The sequence below is a fragment of the Mycobacterium sp. DBP42 genome, from assembly GCF_005924235.1.
GTDB classification, from domain to species: domain Bacteria; phylum Actinomycetota; class Actinomycetes; order Mycobacteriales; family Mycobacteriaceae; genus Mycobacterium; species Mycobacterium syngnathidarum.
The window spans coordinates 56,256-81,028 of the sequence record NZ_VCMY01000009.1; the positions used below are offsets into that span (position 1 = coordinate 56,256).

The following is a 24,773-nucleotide window of genomic DNA, read 5'->3' on the forward strand; positions in this document are numbered from 1 at the left end:
GCTCGTTGCTACGACGTGTTGGCGTCATTCTCCGACGGCTGCTCGCCGTTGGTGCGCTGCGCCTCGGCCGACAGCCTGAACTCCTCGGTGTCGAAAACCTCGCCTCCCAACGGGTCTTCGGGGTCGGCGATCACGATGGCGCCCGTCTCCGGATGGACTTCGTACGTATCGGCATCCACGCTGCGCACCGCGAACAGGCCGGCCAACGTGGCCGAAACGTCGTGACGTGGGTGGCGTTGGGAGGTGGCCACGTGGTCGGGTTGGGAGATCTGCAGCAGTTGCGGTGTGGTGGCCACGTCGTAATGGAACGCGCGTAGCATCGCCCAGCACGCGATGACCATCACGATCGAGAAGGGCAGCGCAGTCGCGATCGAGGCTGTCTGTAGTGCGGTCAGAGAACCCGCACCACCGACGATGAGCAGAACTCCGGCTGCGACCCCTTCCAGCACTGCCCAGTAGACCCGCGTGGCCTTGGGCGGGTCCAATTCGCCGCCGGAGGACAGGATGTCGATCACCAGCGAGCCGGAGTCCGACGACGTCACGAAGAAGAACACGATGACGAGCACGGCGATCACGCTCGTTGCGACGGCCAGTGGCAGGCCATCGAGCAAGCGGAACAATGCGGTGTTGGTGTCTACCTTGCCGTCCACGAGCATGTCACCCTCGTCGCGCTGACGGAGGATCGCCGAGTCGCCGAAGATGGTGAACCACAACGACCCGATCACGGTGGGAATCAACAACACGCCCGCAACGAACTCTCGGATGGTGCGGCCGCGAGAAATCCTGGCAATGAACATTCCGACGAAGGGCGCCCAGCTGATCCACCAACCCCAGTAGAAGATGGTCCACTGGCCGAGCCATGCGCCATCGGAGAACGGAGCGGTCCGCAGCATGAGCTCGGGCAGTGACTGGATGTAGGTCCCCAGGTTCTGGATCCACGCCTGCAGCAGGAACAGCGTGGGGCCGAGCAGCAACACGAAGGCGGCGAGTGCGGTCGCCAGCGTCATGTTGATGTTGGACAGCCACTTCAGTCCCTTGTTGACGCCGGTAACCACCGAGAATGTCGCGATTCCGGTGATGACGGTGATCATGCCGACGGTCCACCAGTTGTTCAGCTCGATCCAGCCCAGGTACTGCAGGCCGGCACCAATCTGGGTGATGCCGAAGCCGAGCGAAGTCGCGACTCCGAAAAGTGTGCCCACGATTGCGATGACATCGACAGCGTGGCCGATCGGTCCTTCGACCCGTTGCCGGCCCAGCAGCGGCTCGAGCAGCCATCGAACGGTCAAGGGCCGACCCCGTCGGTACGTCATGTAGGCCATGCCGAGGCCCACCACGACGTAGATGCCCCACGCGTGCAGCCCCCAGTGGAACAGCGTAAGGGCCATGGCCTGGTTGGCGGCCTGATCGGTGAGTCCCGGAATTCCCCGCGAGGCGGGCGGGTTGGCATAGTGCGTCAGCGGCTCGGCGGCGCCGTAGAACACCAAACCGATCCCCATCCCCGCGCTGAACAGCATCGCCAGCCACGAGAAGAACCCGAATTCCGGCTTCTCGTTGTCGCGGCCGAGCCGGATGTGGCCGATGCGCGACAACCCGCAGTACGCGGCGAACAGGATGAAGCCGGTGGTGATGAGGATGTACCACCAGCCGACGGTGTCGGTGATCGCAGCGTTGAGCTGGGTAAACGCTTCTTCTGCAACGCCGGCGTAGGCCGCCGAGAACACGATCAGCCCGATGATGATGATCGAGGCAGGTACGAAGACGGGGGTCTTCAGGCTCCGGAATGCTCCCCTGATGCCACTCACTTCGACGTCCGACATATCGATCGACCATAGTCCAAGGCGTTCAGGTTGGCGGCCGGCCTCTGAATACGTCTAGCCTCGTTCACCATGCGCGTGTATGTCCCGGGCACTCTCGCGATGCTGCAGCAGCTCGTTGCCGACCGGTCGCTGTTCGCGGTGAACGGGACGGCCTTCGCTGTCACCCCCACCTTGCGTGAGGGCTACGCCGAGGGTGACGACGACGAACTCGCCGAGGTGGCGTTGCGTGAGGCTGCCCTGGCTTCGCTGCGGTTGCTCGCGGGGCTGGGTTCGGACGCGGATCTGCCTCCGCGCCGGGCGGTGGTGGTGGCCGACGCCGAAGCGGTAACTGCCCGTCCCGACCTCGACGACGCCGTCGTTCGGCTGTCCGGGCCGTTGCCGATCGATGCCGTCGTCGCGGTGTACGTCGACAACGCCGACGCAGAGCCGGCGGTGCTGGCCGCCGTCGACGTCATCGACGACGCGGATCTGGGCGACGAGGATGCCGAACTCACGGTGGGTGACGCCCAGGATCACGACCTCGCGTGGTACGCCCCTCAGGAATTGCCGTTCCTGCTCGAACTGCTCTGACCAGACAAACCCGCGTGGTTGCCGAGGGGCAAACGTAGGAACACATCTTGGCGTCCCGACCTGCGAAGGCGGACGGACGACTGGCTACGGCCGGGTAACCTACGGTACCGTAGGTTTATGGCCAAGAACTCGATCAAGGTCTCGGCCAGTGTGGCCGACACCGTCAGGCCGACCATCGCCGGCGCCGAGCGCCGCCCCGCATGGAACATCGTGCGCCGGATCGTCGGTCAGGTGACAACTCCGCTGCTGCCCGACGACTACCTCAAGCTGGCCAACCCGTTGTGGTCGGCGCGCGAGTTGCGCGGCCGGGTGGTCGAGGTTCGGCAGGAAACCTCCGACTCGGCGACATTGGTGATCAAACCGGGCTGGGGATTCTCTTTCGACTATGAGCCCGGCCAGTACGTCGGTATCGGTGTGCTGATCGACGGGCGCTGGCGCTGGCGGTCGTATTCGCTCACCTCGACACCGGAGAAGGCCTCCGCGGCGGGTGCACGCACCATTGCGATCACCGTCAAGGCGATGCCCGAGGGGTTCCTGTCGACCCACCTGGTGGACGGCCTGCGTCCGGGAACCGTGGTGCGGTTGGCCGCGCCGCAGGGCAACTTCGTCATGCCCGATCCGGCGCCGGCGTCGGTGTTGTTCGTGACGGCGGGTTCGGGCATCACCCCGGTGATGTCGATGTTGCGCACCCTGGTGCGGCGCGACCAGATCACCGACATCGTGCATGTGCACAGTGCGCCAACGGAATCCGATGTGATGTTCGGCGCTGAGCTCGCGGCGCTGCACGATGCGCATCCCGGTTACCGGCTGCGGTTGCGCAGTACCCGGACCGAAGGCAGGCTTGACTTGGAGCGGCTCGGCGAGGTGGTTCCCGATTGGCATGAGCGCCAGGTGTGGGCATGTGGGCCCGAAGGCATGCTCAACGACGCCGAGCGGGTGTGGGCGGCGGCCGGTGTCGCCGAGCGCCTGCATCTGGAACGGTTCGCGGTGTCGCGGGCCGCTCCGCACGGCGCCGGGGGCACCGTGACATTTGAACGTAGTGGCAAGGAGGTGACCGTCGACGGCGCGACGCCGTTGATGGACGCGGGGGAGCAGGTCGGGATCCAGATGCCGTTCGGCTGCCGGATGGGGATCTGCCAGTCGTGTGTCGTGGGCCTGGTCGAGGGGCATGTGCGTGATCTGCGCACCGGCGTCGAGCATGATCCGGGCACCCGGATCCAGACATGCGTTTCCGCCGCATCCGGTGACTGTGTGCTGGACGTCTAAGGGTTTACTGGCTAGTAACCTACGGAATCGTAGGTTACGCTACCGTAGGTAATTGAGAGGAGGCTGACGATGGCAATTACCGACGTTCCCGCATTCGCGCATCTCACCGATGCCGATGTGGAGAACCTGGGCATCGAACTCGACGCGATCCGGCAAGACATCGAAGACTCCCGAGGCGAGCGCGATGCGCGCTACATCCGCCGCACCATCGCGGCGCAACGCGCCCTCGACGTCGCCGGCCGCGTCATGCTCGCGGCAAGCTCGAAGCGTTCCGCCTGGTGGGCAGGCACCATCACCCTGGGCGTGGCCAAGATCATCGAGAACATGGAGATCGGCCACAACACCATGCACGGCCAGTGGGACTGGATGAACGATCCCGAGATTCACTCCTCGTCGTGGGAGTGGGACATGAGCGGGGCGTCCAAGCACTGGCGGTTCACCCACAACTTCATGCATCACAAGTACACGAACATCCTCGGCATGGACGACGACGTGGGCTACGGCGTCATCCGCGTGACCCGGGATGCCAAGTGGAAGCCGTTCAACCTCTACGGCAACCTGCTCTTCAACACCCTTCTCGCGATCGGCTTCGAGTGGGGCGTCGGGTTGCAGCACCTGGAGCTCGGCAAGATCTTCAAGGGCCGCGACAACCGCAACGCGACGCTGGTCCGGGTACGTGAGTTCGGCGTCAAGGCCGGCCACCAGCTGGCCAAGGACTACGTGGTCTGGCCGGCGCTCACGTCGTTGTCGCCCGGCGCCACCTTCAAGTCCACCTTGAAGGCCAATGCGGTGGCCAACGTCATCCGCAACGTCTGGGCCAACGCGGTGATCTTCTGCGGCCATTTCCCCGATGGTGCAGAGAAATTCACCAAAACCGACATGGTCGGTGAAAGCCGTGGCCAGTGGTACCTGCGCCAGATGCTCGGCAGCGCCAACTTCAACTCGGGTCCGGCGCTGGCCTTCATGAGCGGCAACCTGAGCTACCAGATCGAGCACCACCTGTTCCCGGATCTGCCGAGCAATCGGTACGCCGAGATCGCGGTCCGGGTACGGGCGCTGTGCGACAAGTACGACCTGCCCTACACCACGGGTCCCTTCCTGGTGCAGTACGGCAAGACCTGGCGCACCATCGCCAAGCTGTCGCTGCCGGACCGGTTCCTGAAGGACACGGCCGACAACGCGCCCGAAACCCGCAGCGAGCGGATGTTCACCGAGCTCGAGGGCTACGGCGTCACCGATCCCAACACCGGACGTCGTCGCGGCTTGAAGACGGCCATCGCGACCGTGCGGGGCTGGCGGCGCAAGTAGCCCTGTGACGAACGTGAACCTGTTGTCGATGATTCGCTGAAAAATCGACAACAAGTTCACGTTGGACGCACAGCTCGCTGGCAGTCGCCGCTCATAACCTCTTGCCCGTGAAGAAGATGCTGGTGGCCGCCGTGGTGCTCGGGGCCTCGTCGGTGCCCTTGGGCGGGTTGGCCACCGGCGTCGCCGCGGCCGACGACTATGCGGGCCAGAAGTACTCCGATGTGCAATCGTCGCTGGCCGACGCCGGGATGAAGGGCGTCGTGGCCACCCGCGACGGCGACTCGGTGTCCGACGACGACTGCGTGGTGACGCACTCGGAGAATGCGCACTGGCACAAGGGCGACGATTTCGCCCCGGTCACCGACACCGTGCTGCTGAACCTGAACTGCAACGCCGGCGTGGCCACGGCCAAGACGCCGGGCAATTCGGCCGCCAGCCCCGAGGGGCGCGCCGCGATCGCCGCGGCCAAGCAGCAGGCCGAACAGGAGCAGCAGCAGGCGGAGGCCGATCAGGCCAGGGCCAAGCACTGACCTCACATGTCGAGTTCCCACACCTTCGGCCAGTCCCTGCCGCGGACCGCGGCGTCGATGCCGCCGTCGACGAAGACCACCGAACCGACGAAGTAACCCGCCTCGGGTCCGAGGAGGAACGCGACCAGTGCGGCCACCTCCTCAGGTCGCCCGCCGCGCCCGGCCGGGATCGTCTTGAGGAACTGCTCCATTCCCGCACCGGTCAGCGGGTCCTTGCGGCCTTCTTGCGTCATCGGAGTGTCGATGAGCCCCGGTGCGATCGCGTTGAGCCGGATGCCCTCGGCGATGTACTCCGCAGATTTGGTGCGCGCGTAGTACGCCAGCGCGGCCTTGGTGGCCGGGTACGCCTGCAGCGCCGCGAAATCGCCATAGGTGGAGGCAACGGTGTTGGCGCCCGCCTCGTCGCCGGCCAAGCAGGCTTCGGCCAGCTCGACCGGCCAATTAGGCTGAGTGGTGGTCGAATTCGAGCTGATCAGCACCACCGATGCGGTGTCGCGGTTGGCCAGCAGCGGCCGCAGGCCTTCCAAGAGCTCGATCGCACCGAAGTAGTTGACCGCGATGAGCAGGTGTGCCGGACGGCCCGTCGCGGCGGCCAGCCCGGCGAACGGGACGAATCCGTCGATGCCGCCGTCGGCCAGCTCGGCAACCTTCGCGATCGCCTCCGCTCGCCCGTCCGGGGTGCTCAGGTCCACGTTCACGTCCGCGTCGCGCAGGTCGACGCCGATCACCCGATGCCCGTCGGATTCCAGCCGTTTCTTGGTCGCAGCGCCGAGTCCGGAGGCGCTGCCGGTCAGAACATGAGTAGCCACAGCAGCGACCCTAGTGCGGCGCGGGCGCCGATCGAGGCGATGTGCCGACCAGCGGTACACGAATGCGGTCAGCTCTCCTTCAATACCGCCAACAGGTGGCGAGCCGCCGCCACGCGGGCAGCCGCCGGGCCGGTGAGCGCATCCAGCGCGCACTCGGGGTCCGCGGGCGGGCCCATGTGTCCGCACCCGCGCGGACACTCGTCGATGCTCTCCGCCAGATCCGAGAACGCCAGGATCACGTCGTCGGGCTGGATGTGGGCCAGGCCGAACGAGCGGATGCCCGGGGTGTCGATCACCCAGCCGGTGCCGTCGAGCGGCAGTGCCACCGACTGGGTGGAGGTGTGCTTGCCCTTGCCCACCCCGGACACTTCGCCTGTCGCTCGATCTGCCTCTGGCACAAGACGATTCACCAGGGTGGACTTCCCGACCCCGGAATGTCCGAGGAACACCGTGACCTGATCGGCCAGCAGCGGCGCGACAACGTCGAGCGGGTCCTCCCGGCCCGCGGTGACGATCATCAGATCCAGATCCGCGAACTGCGCGGCGAATGGTTCGGGGGCGGCCAGATCGGACTTCGTCAGGCACAGAACTGGTTTGAGCCCGCCGGCATAGGCCGCGATCAAGGCACGCTCGACGAAACCGGTGCGCGGCGGCGGATCGGCCAGCGCCACCACGATCAGCAGCTGATCGGCGTTGGCGACCACCACCCGTTCAGTTGGGTCGGTGTCATCGGCGGTGCGGCGCAACACAGTTCGGCGTTCGCCACGGCGCACGATGCGAGCCAGGGTGTCCGGCCGGCCGGACAGGTCACCGACGATGTCGACGTCGTCACCGACCACGATGGGGGTGCGGCCCAGCTCACGCGCCCGCATGGCGACCACGCGATGGTGCGGGTCGCGGTCCAGCGCGCAGCCCCAGCGGCCGCGGTCGACGGTCACCACCATCGCCGACCGGGCGTCGGCGTGGTCGGGGCGGATCTTGGTGCGCGGACGGGTGCCTTTACCCGGTCTGATCCGGACGTCGGACTCGTCGTACTCCCGCGCTCCCAAGGTGGTTTACTTCCCTCTCGCAGGGGGTTCGCCCGCCAGCATCTGCACCCACATCAACGGGAAGTCGGGCAAGGTTTTGGCCGTGGTCGCGATGTTCTCCACCGCGACACCGGGCACCCGCAGACCGATGATCGCGCCGGCGGTGGCCATCCGATGGTCGGCATACGAGCGCCAGGTTCCGCCGTGCAGCGGCCGTGCGGTGATCAACAGGCCGTCCTCGGTCTCGCGGCAGTCACCGCCGAGGCCGTTGATCTCGGCGGTCAGTGCCGCCAGCCGGTCGGTCTCGTGGCCCCGCAGATGTGCGATGCCCCGCAACCGCGAGGTCGCGCCGTCGCGGGCCAGCACGGCCAGCGCGGCGACGGTGGGGGCCAGTTCGCCGACGTCGTGCAGGTCGGCGTCAAACCCGTCGTAGCCTTCGGGGCCACTGACTTCCAGGTATGAATCACGCTGGTGGACCGTCGCATCCACCTTGGCGAGCAGGTCCAGGATCGTGTCGGCGGGCTGGATGCTTGTCGACGGCCAGCCGGCGATGCGCACCGTTCCGCCGGTGACGATCGCGGCGGCCAAAAACGGCGTGGAGTTGGACAGATCCGGTTCGATGTTCCAGCCCCGGGCGGCAACCGGTCCGGGGGAGACCCGCCAGCGATTGGGCACCGAGTCGTCGACGTGCACACCGGCGTCGCGCAGCATCGCCACCGTCATCGCCACGTGGGGGGCGGAGGGCACCGAGGTCCCGGTGTGCACGATGGTCAGCCCGTCGGTGAACGTCGCACCGGACAGCAACAATCCGGAGACGAACTGTGAGGAGCCCGACGCGTCGATCTCGACGGTGCCGCCGGCTACGGCGCCGCGGCCGCGCACCGCGAACGGCAGCGCGTCGCCGTCGACGTCCACGCCGAGGCCACGCAGCGCGTCGAGCAATGGGGCGATGGGCCGGGCCCGGGCTTGCTCATCCCCGTCGAACATCACCGAGGTGGCGCTCAGCGCGGCGACGGGCGGCAGAAATCGCAACACCGTTCCGGCCAGGCCGCAGTCGATCCGGGCATCGTCGGCTGGTGCGATACCGCCACTGACGGACAGCTCGGTGGCGCCGGTTTCGGCGGGCTCCACGGTGACGCCCAGGGTGCGGATGGCGTCGATCATCAGATCGGTGTCGCGGCTACGCAACGCGCCATGGACCTTCGAGGGGCCCTGCGCAGTGGCCAGCGCCGCCAAGACGAGCGCACGGTTGGTCAGAGACTTCGAACCGGGCACCGTCACCGTGGCGTCGACCGGGGTCGTCGTCGACGGAGCCGGCCAGTGTTCCAATTGCTCCTGACGTCCGCTCACGCTCTATATCCTGCCTTGTCCGCAGACTCTGCAACCATGGGCACTATGTGTGGACGTTTCGCGGTGACCACGGACCCGGCGCTGCTGGCGCAGAAGATCCAGGCCATCGATGAAAGCACGGCAAGCACGGCGAGCTCAGGGGACAAGGACGTCGCGGGGGCGAACTACAACGTGGCCCCCACCACGACCATCAGCAGCGTGGTCAAGCGGCACTCCGAGCCCGAGGACGAGTCGACGCGCCGGGTCCGCTCGATGCGCTGGGGCCTGATCCCGCCGTGGGTGAAGACCGCCGAAGGCGGAGGGCCGGACACCAAAGGTCCGCTGCTGATCAACGCGCGCGCCGACAAGGTGACCAGCTCACCGGCATTCCGTAACTCCGCCAAGAACAAGCGCTGCCTGATCCCGATGGACGGCTGGTACGAGTGGAAGCCGAACCCCGAAGCGAGCACGGCCGGGAAGAAGACCGCCAAGACGCCCTACTACATGTACGCCGACGACGGCGAGCTGCTGTTCATGGCGGGGCTGTGGACCACCTGGCGCCCGCAGGGCGCACCGAAAGATGCGCCGCCGCTGCTCAGTTGCACGATCATCACCACCGATGCGGCGGGCCCGCTGGCCGAGATCCACGATCGGATGCCGCTGACCATCAGCGCGCCGGACTGGGATCGGTGGATGGATCCCGACGCCCCCATCGACGAGGGGCTGCTGCGCGGTCACGGTGACCTGGACCGGATCGCCGTCCGCGAGGTGTCCCGGTTGGTCAACAGTGTCCGCAACAACGGCCCGGAGCTGATCGAGCCTGCCGAACCCGAAGAGATGGGGCTGTTTTGAGCGACGTTGGGGGTGCCGTCGCATCAGGCGTTGTCGACGCGATCGGTGCCGACCTGCGATCGGCCGGGTTCACCACGGACGGGGTGGCCGAGCTACTGGGTGCCGAGGCCAACGCCGCGCTCGGCCGTGGTGTGTGGTGGCCGGTCCTGCGGGTCACCCATGCCGCCCCGGCGGACCGGCAGCGGTTGGCCGTCTTGGTGCGCCTGCTGCTGCTCGGGACCGAGGAGGCACCCGATCTGGTGGAGGCGGCATTCCCGTCGGTGAGTCTGCAGACGTTGGCCGCCACTGGTGTCCTCGAGTTCCGCGGTGAGATGGTGCGGGCCGTCCTGGACATCCGGCCGCACAGCGACGGGGAGCGGGATTTCTACGTGGTGTCCGATCAGGATGCCGCGGTGCGCCGCGGGCCGCTGCGGCACGATCACGTGCTCGGGATCGGCGGGGCCTCGGTGTCACTGGCGCGGGCGGTCACCCGTAACCGCGTCGGGCGTGCGCTGGACCTCGGTACCGGATGCGGTATCCAGGCGCTGCACCTGAACGCGCACTGCGACGAGATCGTCGCGACCGACACCAACGAGCGGGCACTGGCACTGGCGGCGATGACCGCGCGGTTGGGCGGCATGTCGTGGGATCTGCGGCACGGCAGCCTTTTCGAACCGGTGGCCGGCGAGCGTTTCGATCTGATCGTGTCGAATCCGCCGTTCGTGGTGGGCTCGGGCGCCCGCGACTACATCTACCGCGACTCCGGCCTGGCCGGAGATGCGTTGTGCCAGAGCCTGATCGAGCAGGTCGGTGACCATCTGCGGCCGGGCGGCACGGCGCACATCATGGCCAACTGGATCGTGCGCGACGGTCCAGAAGGCACAGACTGGCACGACCGGGTCTCCGGCTGGCTGGCCGGCACCGGCCTGCATGCCTGGGTGGTGCAGCGCGAACTGGCCGATCCGGTCAGCTACGTGTCGCTGTGGCTGGCCGACGCCGGGGAGGACCTTGAGCGGCAGGCGCAGCGCGGCGGGCAATGGCTCGACTGGTTCGCCGAGCAGGGCATCGCCGGCATCGGCATGGGCATGATCTCGCTGCGGGCCCCGCGCGATGGGGAAGCGCCGGAGCAGATCTTCGAGGAGATCACCGGCGCCGACGAGGCACTCACCGGAACCGAAGTGGACGCGTTCTTCGCGCGGCGGGCCTACCTGCGCGACACCTCCGACGAGGCGCTGCTGGCGGCCCGGCTCTCGACCGCACCGGTCTTCCTCGAAGAGCAGTCCCTGCCCGGACCCGACGGCTGGCAGCAGGTCGGCGCCGCGGTGCGCCGCCCGGGTGGTCCGGGCGCGGTGATCGGAGTCGACGAGGTACTGCGCGCGCTGCTGGCCGGTTGCCGAGGGGAGGTGCCGCTGGGCAGCCTCATCCAGCTGCTCGCCGCCCACCACGGGGTGGACCCGGATGCGCTGGCGCAGGCCGCACTGCCGGAGGTACGGGAGGCGATCGGTCGCGGCATCCTCTACCAGGCCGAATGACGATCTTCTAGAGGAATCCTCGGTTCTGTTAGAGTATTTCTCGTGCCAGCTTCCAGGGCCAAGGGTGCGCGAGACCGGCTGATCTCGGTTGCGCGTCGGCGTTTCGCGGCGGAAGGCACGATCGCCCCGACCCTCGATGAGATGCGGCGCGAGGCCGAGGTGAGCGTCGGATCGCTCTACCATCACTTTCCCGACAAGCCCGCCCTGGCAGCCGCGGTCTACGCGCAGGTCATGGCCGAATACCAGGACGGCTTCCTGGCGATGCTGCGCGAGCAGGCCACCGCCGAGGACGGGATTCGGGGTGGGGTCCGCAACCATCTGGACTGGGTGGCGGCGCATCGCGGTGAGGCCGTGCTGTTGCTCGGCGACCGGTTGGACAGCGCCGCGCTGCGCGAGGCCAACGGGAACTTCTTCGCGGCCGTCCGGGACTGGTGGCGACCGCATCACACCTATGGCGCACTGGTAGCCATGCGACCGGGGATCACGGCCGCATTGTGGCTCGGCCCCGCACAGGAGTACGCCCGCTACTGGATAACCGGCGAGATCCCCGACATGGACAGCGAGGCCATCGAGATGTTCGCCGATGCGGCATGGAAAGCATTGCAGGCCAGACCAATTGAGGAGGACTCGTGACGGGCAAGCCTTTGTATCGCAGCATGGTGGCAGAAGGGGACGCCCCCGACGCGCCGCAACGCATTCGCGTCGACCGCAGCGGTGATCGTGCGGTGGTGACTCTTGACGAGCCCGACCGCCTGAACGTCCTGTCCGCACCGCTGGTCCGGCAGCTGCGCCACGCCCTGGAAGATCTCGCCGCCGACAACGACATTCGTGCCGTGGTGTTGACGGGCGCCGATCCGGGCTTCAGCGCGGGTGGCGACCTGCGCATGATGCGAGCGGCCGTCGAAAGCCGCTACCAGGCAGAGGGAACCGCGGACGTGTGGCGCTGGATACGCCGCGAATTCGGTGGTATCGCCCGACTCATCGCCGGTGCCGACACCATCTTCGTGGCTGCGCTCAACGGGCCCGCGGCCGGCGTCGGACTCGCCTGGGCGCTCACCTGCGATCTGACCATCGCCAGTGAGAAGGCGATCATCGTGCCCGCCTTCGCCCGCCTCGGCTTGATCCCGGAGGTCGGCACGAGCTGGGCGTTGACTCGCCGACTCGGCTATCAGGGCGCGCTCGCCTACTACCTGAAAGGTGAGCACATCGACGCCGAAACCGCGCAGCGGCTCGGATTGGTGCAGGAGGTCGTCGCCCACGAGCAATTGCTCGATACCGCAGACGCGTGGTGCTCGCGCGTCGCTGCGCTGCCGCCGCACGCGGTCTCGATGGCCAAACCTCTGTTGCGCGCCGCGGCAGACGCCAACTGGAACGATGCGCTGACTCTCGAAGAGTTCGCCGAACCGACCTGTTTCACCACCGCGGCCTTCGCCGACAGCGTCGAGACCATGCTGTCCGGTGGGACCCGTCCGCGTTAGACGGTCCCGGTCTTACGGGCGGTCACCACCGCGTAGGGCGCGGCGAAGGAGACCCGGCCCGTGTCGTCGGTCTGTGCACTCAGCGCGGTGGTGAACGCGTCGAGCAGACGCTCGCGGGTCGTCGCGTCCAGTCGGCCGAGCAGGTCGACGTGCATCGGTGATTCGTCGGCGATGAAGCGGACCGCGGACTCGACGGAGTCGAATTGCCAGGTATGTGAACCGGTTTCGAACCATACGTCGTCGAACCCGGCGGCCAGCCGGGACCGCACGATCTCGAGGTCGCCCCACTGATCCGGCGAATACACCGAGGCCGGCGGTTGGCCGAGGGTTTCGACGATCGGGGTGAAGAACGGGTTGCCCGCCTCATCGCGGACCCAGGTGGAGAAGGCGAACACCCCGCCCGGGGCGAGCAGCCGGGTGACCTCGGCGACCAGGCTGGTGGGTTCGACGAAGATGATGCCCATGTTGGACACGACGGTGCTGTACCCGCCGTCGGGCAGGCCGGTGTGGGCGGCGTCGGCGACCACCCATTGCACCGCATCCGCCCCGGGCCGCTCGGCGGCGATGGCGACCAGCGCGGGGGTGAGGTCCACCCCGGTGACGTGGGCACCGGCCCCGACGGCGGCCAGTGCGGCGCTGCCGGTGCCGCAGGCCAGGTCGACCACCGCGGAGTCGCGCACCGGCCGCAACCGGTCGGCTGCGGTGACGACCTCACCGGCGATGACGGCAATGCGTTCGGCGACGGCCTGGTAACGGCCGGCCGCCCAGTTCGTGGGCTGGGGATCGGGCATGCAGGCCAGCCTAAAGGGGGTATGCCGAGCGTCGAGTGGCCAGTTATTGCACGGCGCGCGCGTATCGGTGTGCCATAACTGGCCACTCGGCGACAACGGCGGGCATCAGGGCTGGACGTATCCCGGCGGATTGGGGGTATCCACCCACAGATCCACGCCGAGATCCGAACCCGGAACACAGTCATACACCGACAGGTCGCTGACGCCGTTCGCCAGCAGCACGTCCTCGCACAACAGGCTCTGACCGGTGAACTCGCGAGCGGGCTTGTTGAAGATCGTGTAGGCCGCGTCGGCGTACACGTCGGGCTTGCGCGCGCGGCCCATCGCCTCGTCCCCGCCGAGCAGGTTCTGCACCGCGGCGGTGGCCACGAGAGTGCGCGGCCACAGCGTGTTCGACGCGATGCCGGACTCCCGCATCTCTTCGGCAATGCCCAAGGCGCACAGCGTCATTCCATACTTGGCCATCATGTACGCGGTCGGCTTGAGCCACTCGGACTCCAGCCGGATCGGCGGGGACAGCGTCAGGATGTGCGGGTTGTCCCGGCCCTTCATGTGCGGGATGCAGGCCTGTGACACCGCGTAGGTGCCGCGGATCTGAATGCCGTTCATCAGGTCGAAACGCTTGAGCGGCACTTCCTCGATCGAACCGAGGTTGATCGCCGAGGCATTGTTGACGCACAGGTCGATACCGCCGAACTGCTCGACGGCCTTGGCTACCGCGGAGGCCACCGAGTCGCCGTCACGCACGTCGCCGACGATCGGCAGGGCCTGCCCGCCGGCCTCCTCGATCTCCTTGGCCGCGGTGTAGACGGTGCCCTCGAGCTTGGGATGCGGCTCGGCGGTCTTGGCGACCAGTGCGATGTTGGCGCCGTCAGCTGCGGCCTTCTTGGCGATCGCCAGGCCGATACCGCGGCTGGCGCCGGAGATGAACATGGTCTTCCCGGACAAAGTCATGAACACACGATAGGCCGATCAAGTTGTATTGATACCGCTGGTTCGGGGGAATGACTAGGGAGACGATGAGAACAGCGGCCGGCCCGCAAGAAGACGGCGGCCGCCGACACAGTGGAGGAGACATGAGTGTTGTTCCGGCAGGAACCGTCCTGACCTGTGCGCACGAGGGCTGTGGGTGCAGGGTCCGGGTCGAGTCCGAATGCCATTGCAAAGGCCCCGAAACCAACTACAAGTGCACGTGCGGCGCCGATATGGTGCCCGTCACCGAATAGGGACCGGTCAGCTCAGCCTGCGGCGTCGGGTTGCAGCGGGGGACAGTTGCCGGCCGCGTCGGCGACAAGTTCGAAATGCCACAACTCGTTGGCGTAGATCTGACACAGCCCGAAGCGCCCGCCGTTGGCAATCAGCCAGTGATCGGCCTGCGGACCGCCGACGTCGACCGCCTCGCCGGTCACGTGCCGGGATGCGGTCGGCGTCTGCACATACCGGCGGGCGGCGGCGAAGCTGCCGTATGTCTGCACCGCCTGATCGAGCAGTGACTGCTGGAATTCGGCCGACCGCCAGCCCGAGGTGATCGTCATGGTCACGCCGTCGGCCGCGGCGGCATCGGCGGCGTTCTGAATGGCGGCCAGCAGGCGCGGGTCCAACCGCCCGATGGCCGGATTCTGCACGTCGTACGGGGTCAGTACCTGCCCGTCGGCCAGCGAGCCGTCGCCCTGCGTCATCGGGACGGTGTCGTCGACCAGACGGACCTGCGGAACGGGCGCGGACGTGCCGAGCAGGGCCGCCACCGCGGCGACACTCGAGGCAACTGTTGTGCCCACCATCATCGGCATCACCGTGCCCACACTACTGCGCCCGCCCGTGGGCCAGGGCCTGCGCCAACTCGGCCACCAGTGCCTCGATCTCCGCCGGGTTCTTCAGCCGATCGGGTACCCAGGCCAGCGCGATCCGCGCCGGTGCCCAAGTGCTCTCGTCGATGGGTACCAACGTGAACTCCGGTGGCGAAAAGATCTTGCCGATCAGTGATTCGGGTGCGTAGGGGACCACCGCGACGAGGTGGCGGTTGAACACCTGGGCGGCCATCTCCAGCTCGCCGCCGAACTGGTTGGTGGTGCGCACGATGCGGGTCACCCCGCGCGCGTTGAGCGCACGGGTGAGGCCGGCCAGCATGACGGGGTTGGGTCGGGCGAAGTCGATGACCACGTCGCGATCGCGCAGCTCCTCGATCGACACGAGTTCCCGCGCGGCCAGCGGATCGTCGAACCGCACGGCCACCGCGCCCTGAAACGTGGCCACCACCCGGTACTGCAGCCGTTTGTCGGAGGTCGGCAGATGGATCAGCCCGAGGTCGAGGTGACCGGACACCAGTTTGGCCGTCACCTCCGCGGCCGACCCGGGCACGCTGAACTCGGTCGGAACTGTCAGGTCGGCCACGGCGCCTTGGACCTGCGCCACGAAATCCGAAGGCGCGTAAGCGGTTGCGCCGACCCGGATCGTCGCGACTCCTTCGGTGAGCCGGACCGCGGTCGCCTTCAACTCGTCGACCTGGCGCAGGATCTCGCGGGCCGGGCCGAGCAGCTTCACACCCAACGGCGTCAGGCGGACCTCGTGATAGTTGCGCTCGAACAGCTGCCCGCCGAGCTCTTTCTCCAACAGCTTGATCTGCTTGCTCAACGGTGGCGGCGTGATCATCAACCGGTCGGCGGCCCGTTTGAAATGCAATTCCTCGGCGACCGCGACAAAGTACCGGAGTCTGGTGAAGTCCATGCGGTCGTTTCCAGGCCATTCGACGGTGAGGTGACCCACGCATGGTACGAGACGGGCGTTCAGCGTCCCGCAAGTTGTGTGTGCTGCGGAACCTCGAGTACCGCCGTGGTGATCAGCTCGTCGATCTCGGGGTCGTCCAGACCGAGCAGTTCGGCGGCGATCTCGCGGGTCTGCTCGCCGAGCAACGGCGCCTGCAGCAACGGGGGATCCGCGATGCGATCCGAGTGGATCTGCACGTTCTCCATCGTGAACGGTTCGGTGGCGTGCGGGTGAAGTTCCTCGCGGAAGGCGCGGCGCTGTACGTAGTAGTCCCAGTCGGCGACCTCGGCGGCGCGCAGCACTGCGCCGGCCGGTACACCCGCGGCCTGCAGTAGATCCATCGCCTCGGTCGCCGTGCGTTGTGACGTCCAGGCTCGCACGGCCTCGCCGATGCGGTCGCGGTGCGCGTCGCGTCCGGCGCGGGTCGCCAATCGCGGGTCATCGCCCAGATCCGGGCGGTTGATCACCTGACACAGTGCGCGCCAATCCGCGTCGTCGCGCACGGTCACCGCCAGCCAGCGGTCCTCGCCGGCAGCGGGGAACAGTCCCCAGGGAGCATCGTGGACCGGTTCAACTGAAGGGTCATGCCTGCGACGTACCAGCGCGTCGGCGGCGATCTCGCCGGCCAGATGGCTCAGCATCACCTCCGATTGCGCGACGCTGACCGACCCGCCGGTGCCCGTGCGTTCGCGGCGCAGCAGCACGCTCAGCGCACCGAGCGCACCGATCCGGGCCGCCACATGGTCGGGGTAGACAGTGACGGTGTCGCAGAACGATTCCGGTTCGTCGGGGTACACCCACAGGTCGGTGAACCCCGCGGCCGCACGTACCAGCGGGCCGTAGCCCATCCGCTTGGCCCAGGGCCCGGTAGGCCCGAACGCCGAACTGTCCACCACCACGATCTGCTGGTTCAGTTCCCGCAGACTCCGGTAGTCCATTCCCAGGGTCTCGGCCACGCCCGGTTTGAAGTTCGTCAGCACCACGTCGGACTGCTTCACCAGCTGGTGCGCCAACTCCCGGCCTCGGGGTGTCCGCAGATCGATGCCGATCGAGCGTTTGTTGCGGTGGCCGGCGCCGTAGGTCTGCGACATGGCGGTGAGGTTGCCGCGCAAACCATCTGGGAACGCCGAGTTCTCGATCTTGATGACGTCGGCGCCGAGGTCCCCGAAGAGGCGTCCGGTGTCGGACCCGACGACGATCACGCCGAGGTCCAGCACACGCACACCTTCCAGCGGCAGGCCCTCGTTGCGGCGCTGCCGGCCAGCGAGCAGCGGGGCGACACCCATGCGGCGCGGCGTGGAGTCGGCCGGAGGTCTGGCATGTGCCCGGTGCCCGTCGATCTCGACGACTCCTGCAGGCGCCGGTGCCGATATTCCCGGGGCCAGGTCGATTTCGTGAAAACAGCCGCGACTGTCGACCTGCTCGGTGCCGAGGGTCTCGGCCAAGGACAACACCGCCGCCGTCGGGACGCCGTGCCGCTGGCCGGCCACCTCAAGTTCGGCCCGGGTCTGCCTGGCGCAGAACCGGCCGATCGCGGTCATCAACTCCGGTGAGCTGAGCCGCACCCGCAGCCGATCGAACGACGGATCGGCGAACTGTTCGGGGCGGCCCATCCACTCGAACATGCCGTGCCACTGGCGTTTTGCCAGCAGGCAGATCCGCACATGCCCGTCCTTGCAGGCGATGATCGGGTAGCGCAGCCGTTCGGCATTCCAGTCGCGTTGCTGCGCGCTCAAGGCCACGCCGGCCGAGGCGGTACCCGCTGTCCCGTACGGCGGATCGAGTGTCTGCATGGCACCGTCGAGAATCGAGAAATCGACAAGATCGCCTTCGCCGGTGCGCAATCGGTCCAGGTACACGCTGATGGTCATCACCGCCGCCTGTGCTGCCGCCACGTGATAGGGCAGTTGGGCCGACGGTGGCACCACGGGCTCGCGCCCCGGGATGCCCGAGCGGGACAGCTCGCTGGTCAGTGCGTGCAGCACCGGGGTACTGGCCTGCCAGCTGCGGTAGCTGGTGTCGCGGCCGAAATCGCTGATGGACAGGATCACCAGGCCGGGGTGTTCGATGTGAATGTTGCGCACCGACAATACTTTTTCGGCTGCCGATCCGGGGCGGGTGCCCTCGATCAGGATGTCGGCTCCGGCCAGCAGCTGCACCCAGCGACGGCGGTCCTCGGGTACTGCGGGATCGATGATCGCGGTGCTCAGGCCGTGGCGGTTGATCGCGAATCCCACCGAGTCAGGATCGATTCCGGCGACGGGGGCCGGGGGTTCCTCGGTGACACCGGGCAGGTGCAGCTGGGTCACCGTGGCACCGAGGTCGGCCAGCAGGCGGCCGACCGCCGTCATCGGGCCACGGGTCAGGTCGAGGACGCGAATGCCGGTCAGCGGCGGATCGTAGTCGTTCGGGTTGGCCATCTTTCAGCTCCGGCGGGCCTGCCGGAACGGGATGTCGCGATCGACCTCGGGTTCCTTGGCCAGCCCCAGGACGCGTTCGCCGATGATGTTGCGCTGGATCTGGTCGGTGCCACCGCCGATCGAGGTGAAGAACGCATTGAGGGTCAGGAAGTTGATGTCGTCGGCCTCGGGATTGTCGGGGCCGGCAAAAAGCGCTTCAGCGCCGATGATCTCGGTCTTCAGGCGGGCCTCGGCGTGCAGGATGCTCGACATCGCGAGCTTGCCCAGGGACATGACAGAGCTGGATGTGCCCTGCGCCGCAGCCGCTTTGGCCCTGGCGTTGTTCAGGGAGTTGAGTTCGCGCAATGCCAGCACATCGGCCAGCTCCTTGCGTACCGCCGGATCTTGCAGGCGGCCGTGCTCTTGAGCCAGTCCGATGAGATCGTCGGCCCGGGTCCGGTTGCGTGAGCCGCGCCCGGCGTCGCCCATGATCGAGCGCTCGTAGGCCAGTGCGGTCTGCAGTACGCGCCAGCCGTTGCCTTCGCCGCCCAGGAGGTAGGCGTCGGACACCCTCGCGTCGGTGATGAAGACCTCGTTGAAGTGCGATTCGCCGGTGATCTGGACCAGTGGGCGGACCTCGATGCCGGGCTGACGCATCGGAATCATGAAGAAACTCAAGCCCTTGTGCTTGGGCACGTCCCAGTCGGTGCGGGCGATCAGCAGCGCGTACTCGGCGGTGGTGGCGCCCGATGTCCACACCTTCTGGCCATTGACCACCCACTCGTCGCCGTTGCGGACCGCGGTGGTGCGCACCGCGGCCAGATCGGATCCGGCTCCGGGTTCGCTGTAGAGCAGGCAGGTGCGGATGCGTTCGGTGAGGAAGTCGCGCACCAGGTCGTTCTTGAGTTGCTCGGTGCCGAACTTGAGGGCGGTGTTGGCCGGGATGCTGTATTTGTCCTGCCGCGCACCCGGGGCCTTGACTGCACGGAACTCCTGTTCGATCACCGCGGCCAGCGGGTTCGGGTAGGCACGCCCGAACCATTCGCCGGGGAACGTCGGCACCGCGTAGCCGGCGTCGAGCACCTTCTCCAACCAGGCCACCCGCTCGGGCGAGCTGACCCACGGATTGGTGGCTTTCGGTAGCCCGGACCAGTTCTGGGCCAGCCAGTCGCGCACCTCGGTGCGTAGCTGGTCGACGCTGGGCAGCTCATTGGCCGTCATCTTCAGGCGCCTTTCGAGGTGAGGTAGCGCTCGCGGTGCAGTGTCGAGCCACCGAGCAGTTGCAGTCCGGTGCGGGCCCGGCGCAGGAACAGGTGTGCCGGGTGTTCCCAGGTGAAGGCGATACCGCCGTGCATCTGGATCGCCGACATCGCGGTCGTGTGATAGGCCTCCGCACACGCGAAACCGGCCAGAGCGATTGCACCGTCGGCCTTTTCGCTGTCGGACGCCAGCTCGACCGCGGCGTGCTGGGCAGCTGAGGTGGCCGACTCCACCTGCAGCAGCAGATCGGCAGCCATGTGCTTGAGGGCCTGGAAGCTGCCGATCGGGCGGCCGAACTGGATCCGGGTCTTGAGGTAGTCCACGGTGATGTCGAAAATTCGCCGTGCCCCGCCGACCTGTTCGCCGGCCAGTGCGATCACGGCGAGGTCGAGTGCCTGCTGCACCGCGTCCCAACCGGCGGTGCCGATCCGGCGTGCCGGTGTGGCATCGAACGTGTAGGTGGACAGCGGGACGGTCGGATCGAAAACCGTTGCGGCCGTGCGTTCGAAACCGTCGGCGCCGGGTTCGATCTGGAAAACCCCGAAGTCTCCGTTCATGCGGGCCACGACCAGGATCACGTCCGCCACCTGACCGTGGAGGACGTAGTGGGTGTTGCCGGTGAGCACGTAGTCGGCCTCGCCCGTGGCATTGGCTGCCGTGGCGCGCACCGTCACGCCCTCCCGCGCCCAGGTGCCACGGGCCCCGGTCACCGCAACGGTTCCGATAGACGTCCCGTCGACCAGGCCGGGCAGTAGCCGATGCTTGTCGTCGTCGGTGCCCGCGGACACGATCAGTGCCGACGCCAGCACGGCGCTGGCCAGGAACGGCGCGGGCAGCAGCGCGGCGCCGGTCGCTTCGGCGACGGCCTCGAGCTCAAGCGCACCGAGACCGACACCGCCGTATTCGCTGCCGACCAGCAACCCGGTCACGCCCTGGGCGGCGAGCTTGCGCCACAATCCGCGATCGAATCCGTCCGCGGTACCCATCACCCGGCGCACGTCCTGCTCGGTGCATTCGTCGTGCAACAAATCCGAGACTGCGGCGGCAAGTTCCGCTCGCTCGGCCACGCTGATCGCCATGTGCCCCGCCTTCCTCGTCGGGTCCATGCAATCCGGCCCGGGCCGTGGTGTAAATCACGCATTCGCACACCGCTACGTTTCCGATTGCGACATGCCGGTGGTGAATGTTCTCGCGGAACCGGTCAGCCCGTGACAGCAATGTCGGCCGTCACCGCCGAGGTCGCGCGAATCAGGTCCTCGGGCGAGAGGGCGACGTCCAGCCCGCGTTTTCCGGCGCTGCACAGCACGGTGTCGAACGCCAGCGCCGAGGTGTCGACGACGGTGGGCAGGCGCTTGCGCTGGCCCAGCGGGGAGATTCCGCCCACGACGTACCCGGTGGACCGCTGAGCGGCCGCCGGGTCCGCCATTTCGGCTTTGGGAACGCCCAACGCGGCCGCAGCGGCTTTGAGCGACAGTTTCCGCGGTACGGGTATGACGGCCACCGCCAATCCCTTGGGCAGTGCGATCACCAGCGTCTTGAACACCTGCTCGGCCACGACGCCGCCGGCCGCGAGCTGGGCCACGGCCTCGTCGCCGAACGAGTCGTTGCGCGGGTCATGCTGGTAGGCCACGATTTCGTGGTCGATGCCTGCGGCGACCAGAGCCGCGATCGCGGGTGTTGCTGCACGAGCCACGGCGCTCAAGGGTAGCCGGGCACGCCGGGAACACACACGCCGGGAACACAGCGGCCACCACATGCTGTTGATGCTGTCGACACCTGCACAGCGCTACTTGTCGGTAGCACGCTCTAGGATCTGAAGGAGGATTCTGGTGCCAACCGTATGCCTGGAACGGCCGACGAATACCCAGTGGTATTCCGGAGCTCTTGGTGGCGCCGTGACAGAAGGGAAGGTGTTTCCCACGATGACTGACGTCGAGCAGGCCGAGCCTGACACGCCGCAGCCGACGCCCGAAACAGATGCCGAGCTCACCGCCCGGTTCGAACGCGATGCCATCCCGCTGCTGGACCAGCTCTACGGCGGCGCCCTGCGGATGACCCGCAACCCCGCCGATGCCGAGGACCTGCTGCAGGAAACCATGGTCAAGGCCTATGCCGGTTTCCGGTCATTCCGCGAGGGCACCAACCTCAAGGCGTGGCTCTACCGCATCCTGACCAACACGTACATCAACAGCTATCGCAAGAAGCAGCGTCAGCCCGCCGAATATCCGACGGACGAGATCACCGATTGGCAGCTGGCGGCGAATGCCGAGCATTCGTCGACCGGGCTGCGGTCGGCCGAGGTCGAGGCCCTGGAGGCGCTGCCCGACACCGAGATCAAGGCAGCGTTGCAGGCATTGCCCGAGGAGTTCCGGATGGCGGTGTACTACGCCGACGTCGAGGGCTTCCCCTACAAGGAGATCGCCGAGATCATGGATACTCCCATCGGGACGGTGATGTCTCGACTGCACCGCGGGCGCAAGCAGCTGCGTGACCTGCTGTCGGACGTGGCCAGGGATCGTGGCTTCATCCGAGGTCAACAGCTTGGTGAGCCGGAGGAGGTCTCGTCATGAGTGACAAGCACGATGAGGACGAGCGCTGGACCCCGCCCATCGGGCCCATTGATCCCGAGCATCCTGACTGCGCCGCGGTGATCGCCGAGGTGTGGACACTGCTCGATGGGGAATGCACGCCGGAAAGCCGCGACAAGCTCAGGCACCACCTCGAAGAGTGCCCGGCCTGCCTGCGTCACTACGGGGTCGAGGAGCGGGTCAAGCGGCTCATCGCGGCCAAATGCAGCGGTGAGAAGGCTCCCGAAGGGCTACGGGAGCGGCTGCGCATCCAGATCAGCCAGACGACGATCATCAGGGGCTGACGACAAACCGCCCGATCTCCGTGGGGAGTCGGGCGGTCACAGTCAGCCGAAACGGCTAGCGCACTGACTTCGAACCGGCGTTGGGGCGCTTGCCGTGGTTCGCCTTCGAGTGCTTGCGGTCCCGCTTCTTGCGGCCACGCTTCGCCATGATGATCCTCCAGATGGTGTAAGAACTTGCTCCCTAGTGTCTCATGACCCGGGGGCGGCGCTGACCACCCGGTGTTGTGGTTCGATATAGGCCGCAGAAGTAGTCGGGTAGCAGCCGGAGTGAAGTGGGGTGAAGATGGCCGAGGACGTTCGCGCCGAAATCGTGGCCAGTGTGCTCGAGGTCGTGGTTCACGAGGGCGATCAGATCGGTGTGGGAGACACCCTGGTGCTGCTGGAGTCGATGAAGATGGAGATCCCGGTGCTCGCCGAGGTCGCGGGCACTGTGACCAAGGTCAGCGTCGCCGAGGGTGACGTGATCCAGGCCGGCGATCTCATCGCGGTGATCGACTGACCCCGGAGCGTTCTCGCCCCTCGCGTGCGCGGAAAGAGGCTGGCTGATGTCCACCCTCGGTGACCTGCTCGCCGAGCACACCGTGCTGCCCGGCAGCGCGGTGGATCACCTGCATGCGGTGGTCGGGGAGTGGCAGCTGCTGGCCGACCTGTCGTTCGCCGACTACTTGATGTGGGTGCGTCGCGACGACGGTGTCGTGGTGTGCGTCGCGCAGGTGCGTCCCAACACCGCCCCGACGGTATTACTGGCGGACTCGGTCGGAACACTGGCGGCAGCCGCGGACCAGCACGTCATCACCACGGCCTTCGAATCGGGTGTGATCGGGCGGGGAAGCGGTGGTACGCAACGACATTCGCCGGACCTGCCCGGCCTGAACGTGGAAGCGGTGCCGGTGCGGCACCGCGATCAGGTGGTCGCGGTGCTCACGCACCAGACCGCTCTGGCGGCTCGCCGGATGGCCAGTCCGCTCGAGGGCGCCTACCTGGACTGCGCGAGCGACCTGCTGCACATGCTGTCCGAGGGCACCTTCCCGAATGTCGGTGATCTGGCCATGTCGCGTTCCAGCCCGCGGGTGGGTGACGGGTTCATCCGCCTCGACGAGGTCGGCGACGTGGTGTTCGCCAGCCCCAACGCCATCTCGGCTTACCACCGCATGGGCCTGGCCTCCGAACTCGACGGGCACAACCTGGTTGCCATCACCCGGCCGTTGATCTCCGACCCGTTCGAGGCCCAGGAACTGGCCAACCACGTGCGTGACTCGCTTGCCGGCGGCTCCAGCATGCGGATGGAGGTCGACGCCGGCGGTGCGGCGGTGCTGTTGCGGACCCTGCCACTGGTCGTGCACGGCGCCGCGGTCGGCGCGGCGGTGCTGATCCGTGACGTCACCGAGGTCAAGCGACGGGACCGGGCGCTGCTGAGCAAGGACGCCACCATCCGCGAGATCCACCACCGGGTGAAGAACAACCTGCAGACCGTGGCGGCCCTGCTGCGGCTACAGGCGCGCCGGACCAACAACCTGGAGGCCCGGGAGGCACTGATCGAATCGGTGCGACGGGTGTCCTCGATCGCGCTGGTGCACGACGCGTTGTCCATGTCGGTCGATGAAGAGGTCAACCTCGACGAGGTGATCGACCGGATCCTGCCGATCATGAACGACGTTGCCTCGGTGGACACCCCGATTCGGATCAACCGCGACGGCGCGCTCGGCGTGCTGGACGCCGATCGGGCCACGGCGTTGATCATGGTGATCACCGAATTGGTACAGAACGCGATCGAGCACGCATTCGATGCGAATACGCCCCAGGGGTGCGTCACGATCAAGGCCGAGCGGTCGGCCCGCTGGCTCGACGTCGTGGTGCATGACGACGGCCGCGGAGTGCCCGACGGGTTCAGCCTGGAAAAGTCCGACCGATTGGGTCTTCAGATCGTCCGAACGCTGGTAACCGCGGAATTGGACGGGTCGCTGGGCATGCACGACGGCGCCTCGGGGGGAACCGATGTGGTGCTGCGGGTGCCGATCGGCCGCCGCAGCCGTGGCATTCAGTAGGCCCGGACAGACGGGTTCACAGGCCCCGCACAGTGGCACCCCAGCATCGACGAAGTAATTGCTCAGGCCCGTCAATACGAAATGTGATGACAATTACGCAATTTGCTGCGGAAATTGTCGGCAAAATAAGCTACGGCCCCGA

Annotated in this window: 26 protein-coding genes; 13 read left to right on the top strand and 13 right to left on the bottom strand. The window is 67.2% G+C overall.

Annotation, left to right across the window (positions count from 1 at the left end; genetic code table 11):
• Nucleotides 1-8 precede the first annotated feature (8 nt).
• Nucleotides 9-1,820, bottom strand: coding sequence for a BCCT family transporter (locus E0T84_RS11915; RefSeq protein WP_070187210.1), 1,812 nt, complete (start codon nt 1,818-1,820; stop codon nt 9-11).
• A gap of 69 nt (nt 1,821-1,889) precedes the next feature.
• Here E0T84_RS11915 and E0T84_RS11920 point away from each other — a divergent pair, with 69 nt between their 5' ends.
• The 4 genes from E0T84_RS11920 to E0T84_RS11935 all read left to right on the top strand — a co-directional run bounded on the left by E0T84_RS11920 (nt 1,890) and on the right by E0T84_RS11935 (nt 5,494).
• Entirely contained in the window at nt 1,890-2,390 is a 501-nt protein-coding gene (locus tag E0T84_RS11920; protein ID WP_070187209.1) for a hypothetical protein, read from the top strand.
• A 117-nt stretch (nt 2,391-2,507) separates the two neighbouring features.
• On the top strand, nt 2,508-3,656 hold the full coding sequence (locus E0T84_RS11925; protein ID WP_070187208.1) for a ferredoxin reductase: 1,149 nt from the start codon (nt 2,508-2,510) through the stop codon (nt 3,654-3,656).
• A 69-nt stretch (nt 3,657-3,725) separates the two neighbouring features.
• Nucleotides 3,726-4,964 (top strand): fatty acid desaturase, encoded by a 1,239-nt coding sequence (locus E0T84_RS11930; RefSeq protein ID WP_070187207.1) that lies wholly within the window; start codon nt 3,726-3,728, stop codon nt 4,962-4,964.
• A gap of 116 nt (nt 4,965-5,080) precedes the next feature.
• Nucleotides 5,081-5,494: a hypothetical protein gene (locus tag E0T84_RS11935; RefSeq protein WP_171055002.1), complete on the top strand. Its 414-nt coding sequence runs from the start codon at nt 5,081-5,083 to the stop codon at nt 5,492-5,494.
• A 2-nt stretch (nt 5,495-5,496) separates the two neighbouring features.
• Here the strand turns inward: E0T84_RS11935 and E0T84_RS11940 are convergent, their stop codons facing one another.
• The 3 genes from E0T84_RS11940 to aroA all read right to left on the bottom strand — a co-directional run bounded on the left by E0T84_RS11940 (nt 5,497) and on the right by aroA (nt 8,660).
• Nucleotides 5,497-6,303: an SDR family oxidoreductase gene (locus tag E0T84_RS11940; protein ID WP_070187205.1), complete on the bottom strand. Its 807-nt coding sequence runs from the start codon at nt 6,301-6,303 to the stop codon at nt 5,497-5,499.
• Nucleotides 6,304-6,371: 68 nt separating this feature from the next.
• Nucleotides 6,372-7,352, bottom strand: coding sequence for a ribosome small subunit-dependent GTPase A (gene rsgA, locus E0T84_RS11945; RefSeq protein WP_070187204.1), 981 nt, complete (start codon nt 7,350-7,352; stop codon nt 6,372-6,374).
• Nucleotides 7,353-7,358: 6 nt separating this feature from the next.
• Nucleotides 7,359-8,660 carry a 3-phosphoshikimate 1-carboxyvinyltransferase gene (aroA, locus tag E0T84_RS11950; protein ID WP_171055003.1) on the bottom strand — a complete coding sequence of 434 codons (1,302 nt, stop codon included), beginning with the start codon at nt 8,658-8,660 and terminating at the stop codon, nt 7,359-7,361.
• Nucleotides 8,661-8,726: 66 nt separating this feature from the next.
• On the opposite strand from aroA, the gene E0T84_RS11955 reads away from it, so the two are divergent.
• The 4 genes from E0T84_RS11955 to E0T84_RS11970 are packed head-to-tail and all read left to right on the top strand — an operon-like array spanning nt 8,727 to nt 12,501.
• Nucleotides 8,727-9,512, top strand: a complete 786-nt coding sequence (locus tag E0T84_RS11955; protein WP_212757707.1) for an SOS response-associated peptidase — start codon at nt 8,727-8,729, stop codon at nt 9,510-9,512.
• Complete coding sequence (locus E0T84_RS11960) at nt 9,509-11,023, top strand: class I SAM-dependent methyltransferase (protein ID WP_138744548.1); 1,515 nt, start codon at nt 9,509-9,511, stop codon at nt 11,021-11,023. Before E0T84_RS11955 ends, E0T84_RS11960 begins: the two co-directional genes overlap by 4 nt.
• A gap of 42 nt (nt 11,024-11,065) precedes the next feature.
• The gene (locus E0T84_RS11965; protein ID WP_138744549.1) at nt 11,066-11,656 is read left to right on the top strand and encodes a TetR/AcrR family transcriptional regulator; all 591 of its coding nucleotides are present in this window, start codon (nt 11,066-11,068) and stop codon (nt 11,654-11,656) included.
• A 23-nt stretch (nt 11,657-11,679) separates the two neighbouring features.
• Complete coding sequence (locus tag E0T84_RS11970) at nt 11,680-12,501, top strand: enoyl-CoA hydratase/isomerase family protein (protein ID WP_138744600.1); 822 nt, start codon at nt 11,680-11,682, stop codon at nt 12,499-12,501.
• Here E0T84_RS11970 and E0T84_RS11975 read toward each other — a convergent pair.
• Both E0T84_RS11975 and E0T84_RS11980 read right to left on the bottom strand, forming a co-directional pair.
• On the bottom strand, nt 12,498-13,292 hold the full coding sequence (locus E0T84_RS11975) for a class I SAM-dependent methyltransferase (protein ID WP_138744550.1): 795 nt from the start codon (nt 13,290-13,292) through the stop codon (nt 12,498-12,500). The two genes, E0T84_RS11970 and E0T84_RS11975, sit on opposite strands and share 4 nt — an antisense overlap.
• 105 nt (nt 13,293-13,397) lie before the next feature.
• A complete protein-coding gene (locus E0T84_RS11980; protein WP_138744551.1) occupies nt 13,398-14,246 on the bottom strand; it encodes an NAD(P)-dependent oxidoreductase in 849 nt (282 codons plus the stop codon).
• Between the two features lie 122 nt (nt 14,247-14,368).
• Here E0T84_RS11980 and E0T84_RS32275 point away from each other — a divergent pair, with 122 nt between their 5' ends.
• Nucleotides 14,369-14,518 carry a metallothionein gene (locus E0T84_RS32275; RefSeq protein ID WP_076111769.1) on the top strand — a complete coding sequence of 50 codons (150 nt, stop codon included), beginning with the start codon at nt 14,369-14,371 and terminating at the stop codon, nt 14,516-14,518.
• A 12-nt stretch (nt 14,519-14,530) separates the two neighbouring features.
• Here E0T84_RS32275 and E0T84_RS11990 read toward each other — a convergent pair whose 3' ends face one another.
• From E0T84_RS11990 to ybaK, 6 genes are all read right to left on the bottom strand, one after another.
• Entirely contained in the window at nt 14,531-15,076 is a 546-nt protein-coding gene (locus tag E0T84_RS11990; protein ID WP_371725852.1) for a M15 family metallopeptidase, read from the bottom strand.
• 19 nt (nt 15,077-15,095) lie between these two features.
• Nucleotides 15,096-16,016: a LysR family transcriptional regulator gene (locus tag E0T84_RS11995; protein WP_138744552.1), complete on the bottom strand. Its 921-nt coding sequence runs from the start codon at nt 16,014-16,016 to the stop codon at nt 15,096-15,098.
• 59 nt (nt 16,017-16,075) lie between these two features.
• On the bottom strand, nt 16,076-18,475 hold the full coding sequence (locus tag E0T84_RS12000; RefSeq protein ID WP_138744553.1) for a CoA transferase: 2,400 nt from the start codon (nt 18,473-18,475) through the stop codon (nt 16,076-16,078).
• A gap of 3 nt (nt 18,476-18,478) precedes the next feature.
• Nucleotides 18,479-19,675 (bottom strand): acyl-CoA dehydrogenase family protein, encoded by a 1,197-nt coding sequence (locus E0T84_RS12005; RefSeq protein ID WP_138744554.1) that lies wholly within the window; start codon nt 19,673-19,675, stop codon nt 18,479-18,481.
• Between the two features lie 2 nt (nt 19,676-19,677).
• Nucleotides 19,678-20,793 carry an acyl-CoA dehydrogenase family protein gene (locus tag E0T84_RS12010; RefSeq protein ID WP_138744555.1) on the bottom strand — a complete coding sequence of 372 codons (1,116 nt, stop codon included), beginning with the start codon at nt 20,791-20,793 and terminating at the stop codon, nt 19,678-19,680.
• A gap of 122 nt (nt 20,794-20,915) precedes the next feature.
• Nucleotides 20,916-21,407 carry a Cys-tRNA(Pro) deacylase gene (gene ybaK / locus E0T84_RS12015; RefSeq protein WP_138744556.1) on the bottom strand — a complete coding sequence of 164 codons (492 nt, stop codon included), beginning with the start codon at nt 21,405-21,407 and terminating at the stop codon, nt 20,916-20,918.
• Between the two features lie 229 nt (nt 21,408-21,636).
• Here ybaK and E0T84_RS12020 point away from each other — a divergent pair, with 229 nt between their 5' ends.
• Nucleotides 21,637-22,284 (top strand): sigma-70 family RNA polymerase sigma factor, encoded by a 648-nt coding sequence (locus tag E0T84_RS12020; RefSeq protein ID WP_070187196.1) that lies wholly within the window; start codon nt 21,637-21,639, stop codon nt 22,282-22,284.
• Nucleotides 22,281-22,586, top strand: coding sequence for a mycothiol system anti-sigma-R factor (gene rsrA, locus E0T84_RS12025; protein WP_070187195.1), 306 nt, complete (start codon nt 22,281-22,283; stop codon nt 22,584-22,586). The genes E0T84_RS12020 and rsrA overlap by 4 nt, the downstream gene beginning before the upstream one ends.
• Before the next feature lie 55 nt (nt 22,587-22,641).
• Here rsrA and E0T84_RS32710 read toward each other — a convergent pair whose 3' ends face one another.
• The gene (locus E0T84_RS32710) at nt 22,642-22,734 is read right to left on the bottom strand and encodes a 50S ribosomal protein bL37 (RefSeq protein ID WP_003882799.1); all 93 of its coding nucleotides are present in this window, start codon (nt 22,732-22,734) and stop codon (nt 22,642-22,644) included.
• Between the two features lie 135 nt (nt 22,735-22,869).
• Between E0T84_RS32710 and E0T84_RS12035 the strand changes: the two genes are divergently transcribed.
• Nucleotides 22,870-23,085 carry a biotin/lipoyl-binding carrier protein gene (locus E0T84_RS12035; RefSeq protein WP_070187366.1) on the top strand — a complete coding sequence of 72 codons (216 nt, stop codon included), beginning with the start codon at nt 22,870-22,872 and terminating at the stop codon, nt 23,083-23,085.
• A 46-nt stretch (nt 23,086-23,131) separates the two neighbouring features.
• Nucleotides 23,132-24,631 (top strand): sensor histidine kinase, encoded by a 1,500-nt coding sequence (locus tag E0T84_RS12040; RefSeq protein ID WP_070187194.1) that lies wholly within the window; start codon nt 23,132-23,134, stop codon nt 24,629-24,631.
• Nucleotides 24,632-24,773 lie beyond the last annotated feature (142 nt).

Coding starts and splice junctions, on each gene's coding strand:
- rsrA (WP_070187195.1), top strand. CDS start 22,281: ATGAGTGACAAGCACGATGAGGACGAGCGCTGGACCCCGCCCATCGGG.
- E0T84_RS11995 (WP_138744552.1), bottom strand. CDS start 16,016: ATGGACTTCACCAGACTCCGGTACTTTGTCGCGGTCGCCGAGGAATTG.
- E0T84_RS12000 (WP_138744553.1), bottom strand. CDS start 18,475: ATGGCCAACCCGAACGACTACGATCCGCCGCTGACCGGCATTCGCGTC.
- E0T84_RS12010 (WP_138744555.1), bottom strand. CDS start 20,793: ATGGCGATCAGCGTGGCCGAGCGAGCGGAACTTGCCGCCGCAGTCTCG.
- E0T84_RS11925 (WP_070187208.1), top strand. CDS start 2,508: ATGGCCAAGAACTCGATCAAGGTCTCGGCCAGTGTGGCCGACACCGTC.
- E0T84_RS11935 (WP_171055002.1), top strand. CDS start 5,081: ATGCTGGTGGCCGCCGTGGTGCTCGGGGCCTCGTCGGTGCCCTTGGGC.
- E0T84_RS32710 (WP_003882799.1), bottom strand. CDS start 22,734: ATGGCGAAGCGTGGCCGCAAGAAGCGGGACCGCAAGCACTCGAAGGCG.
- E0T84_RS32275 (WP_076111769.1), top strand. CDS start 14,369: ATGAGTGTTGTTCCGGCAGGAACCGTCCTGACCTGTGCGCACGAGGGC.
- E0T84_RS11975 (WP_138744550.1), bottom strand. CDS start 13,292: ATGCCCGATCCCCAGCCCACGAACTGGGCGGCCGGCCGTTACCAGGCC.
- E0T84_RS11915 (WP_070187210.1), bottom strand. CDS start 1,820: ATGTCGGACGTCGAAGTGAGTGGCATCAGGGGAGCATTCCGGAGCCTG.
- E0T84_RS11980 (WP_138744551.1), bottom strand. CDS start 14,246: ATGACTTTGTCCGGGAAGACCATGTTCATCTCCGGCGCCAGCCGCGGT.
- E0T84_RS12040 (WP_070187194.1), top strand. CDS start 23,132: ATGTCCACCCTCGGTGACCTGCTCGCCGAGCACACCGTGCTGCCCGGC.
- E0T84_RS11930 (WP_070187207.1), top strand. CDS start 3,726: ATGGCAATTACCGACGTTCCCGCATTCGCGCATCTCACCGATGCCGAT.
- E0T84_RS12005 (WP_138744554.1), bottom strand. CDS start 19,675: ATGACGGCCAATGAGCTGCCCAGCGTCGACCAGCTACGCACCGAGGTG.
- E0T84_RS12035 (WP_070187366.1), top strand. CDS start 22,870: ATGGCCGAGGACGTTCGCGCCGAAATCGTGGCCAGTGTGCTCGAGGTC.
- E0T84_RS11920 (WP_070187209.1), top strand. CDS start 1,890: ATGCGCGTGTATGTCCCGGGCACTCTCGCGATGCTGCAGCAGCTCGTT.
- E0T84_RS11990 (WP_371725852.1), bottom strand. CDS start 15,076: ATGATGGTGGGCACAACAGTTGCCTCGAGTGTCGCCGCGGTGGCGGCC.
- E0T84_RS12020 (WP_070187196.1), top strand. CDS start 21,637: ATGACTGACGTCGAGCAGGCCGAGCCTGACACGCCGCAGCCGACGCCC.
- E0T84_RS11970 (WP_138744600.1), top strand. CDS start 11,680: ATGGTGGCAGAAGGGGACGCCCCCGACGCGCCGCAACGCATTCGCGTC.
- E0T84_RS11955 (WP_212757707.1), top strand. CDS start 8,727: ATGTGTGGACGTTTCGCGGTGACCACGGACCCGGCGCTGCTGGCGCAG.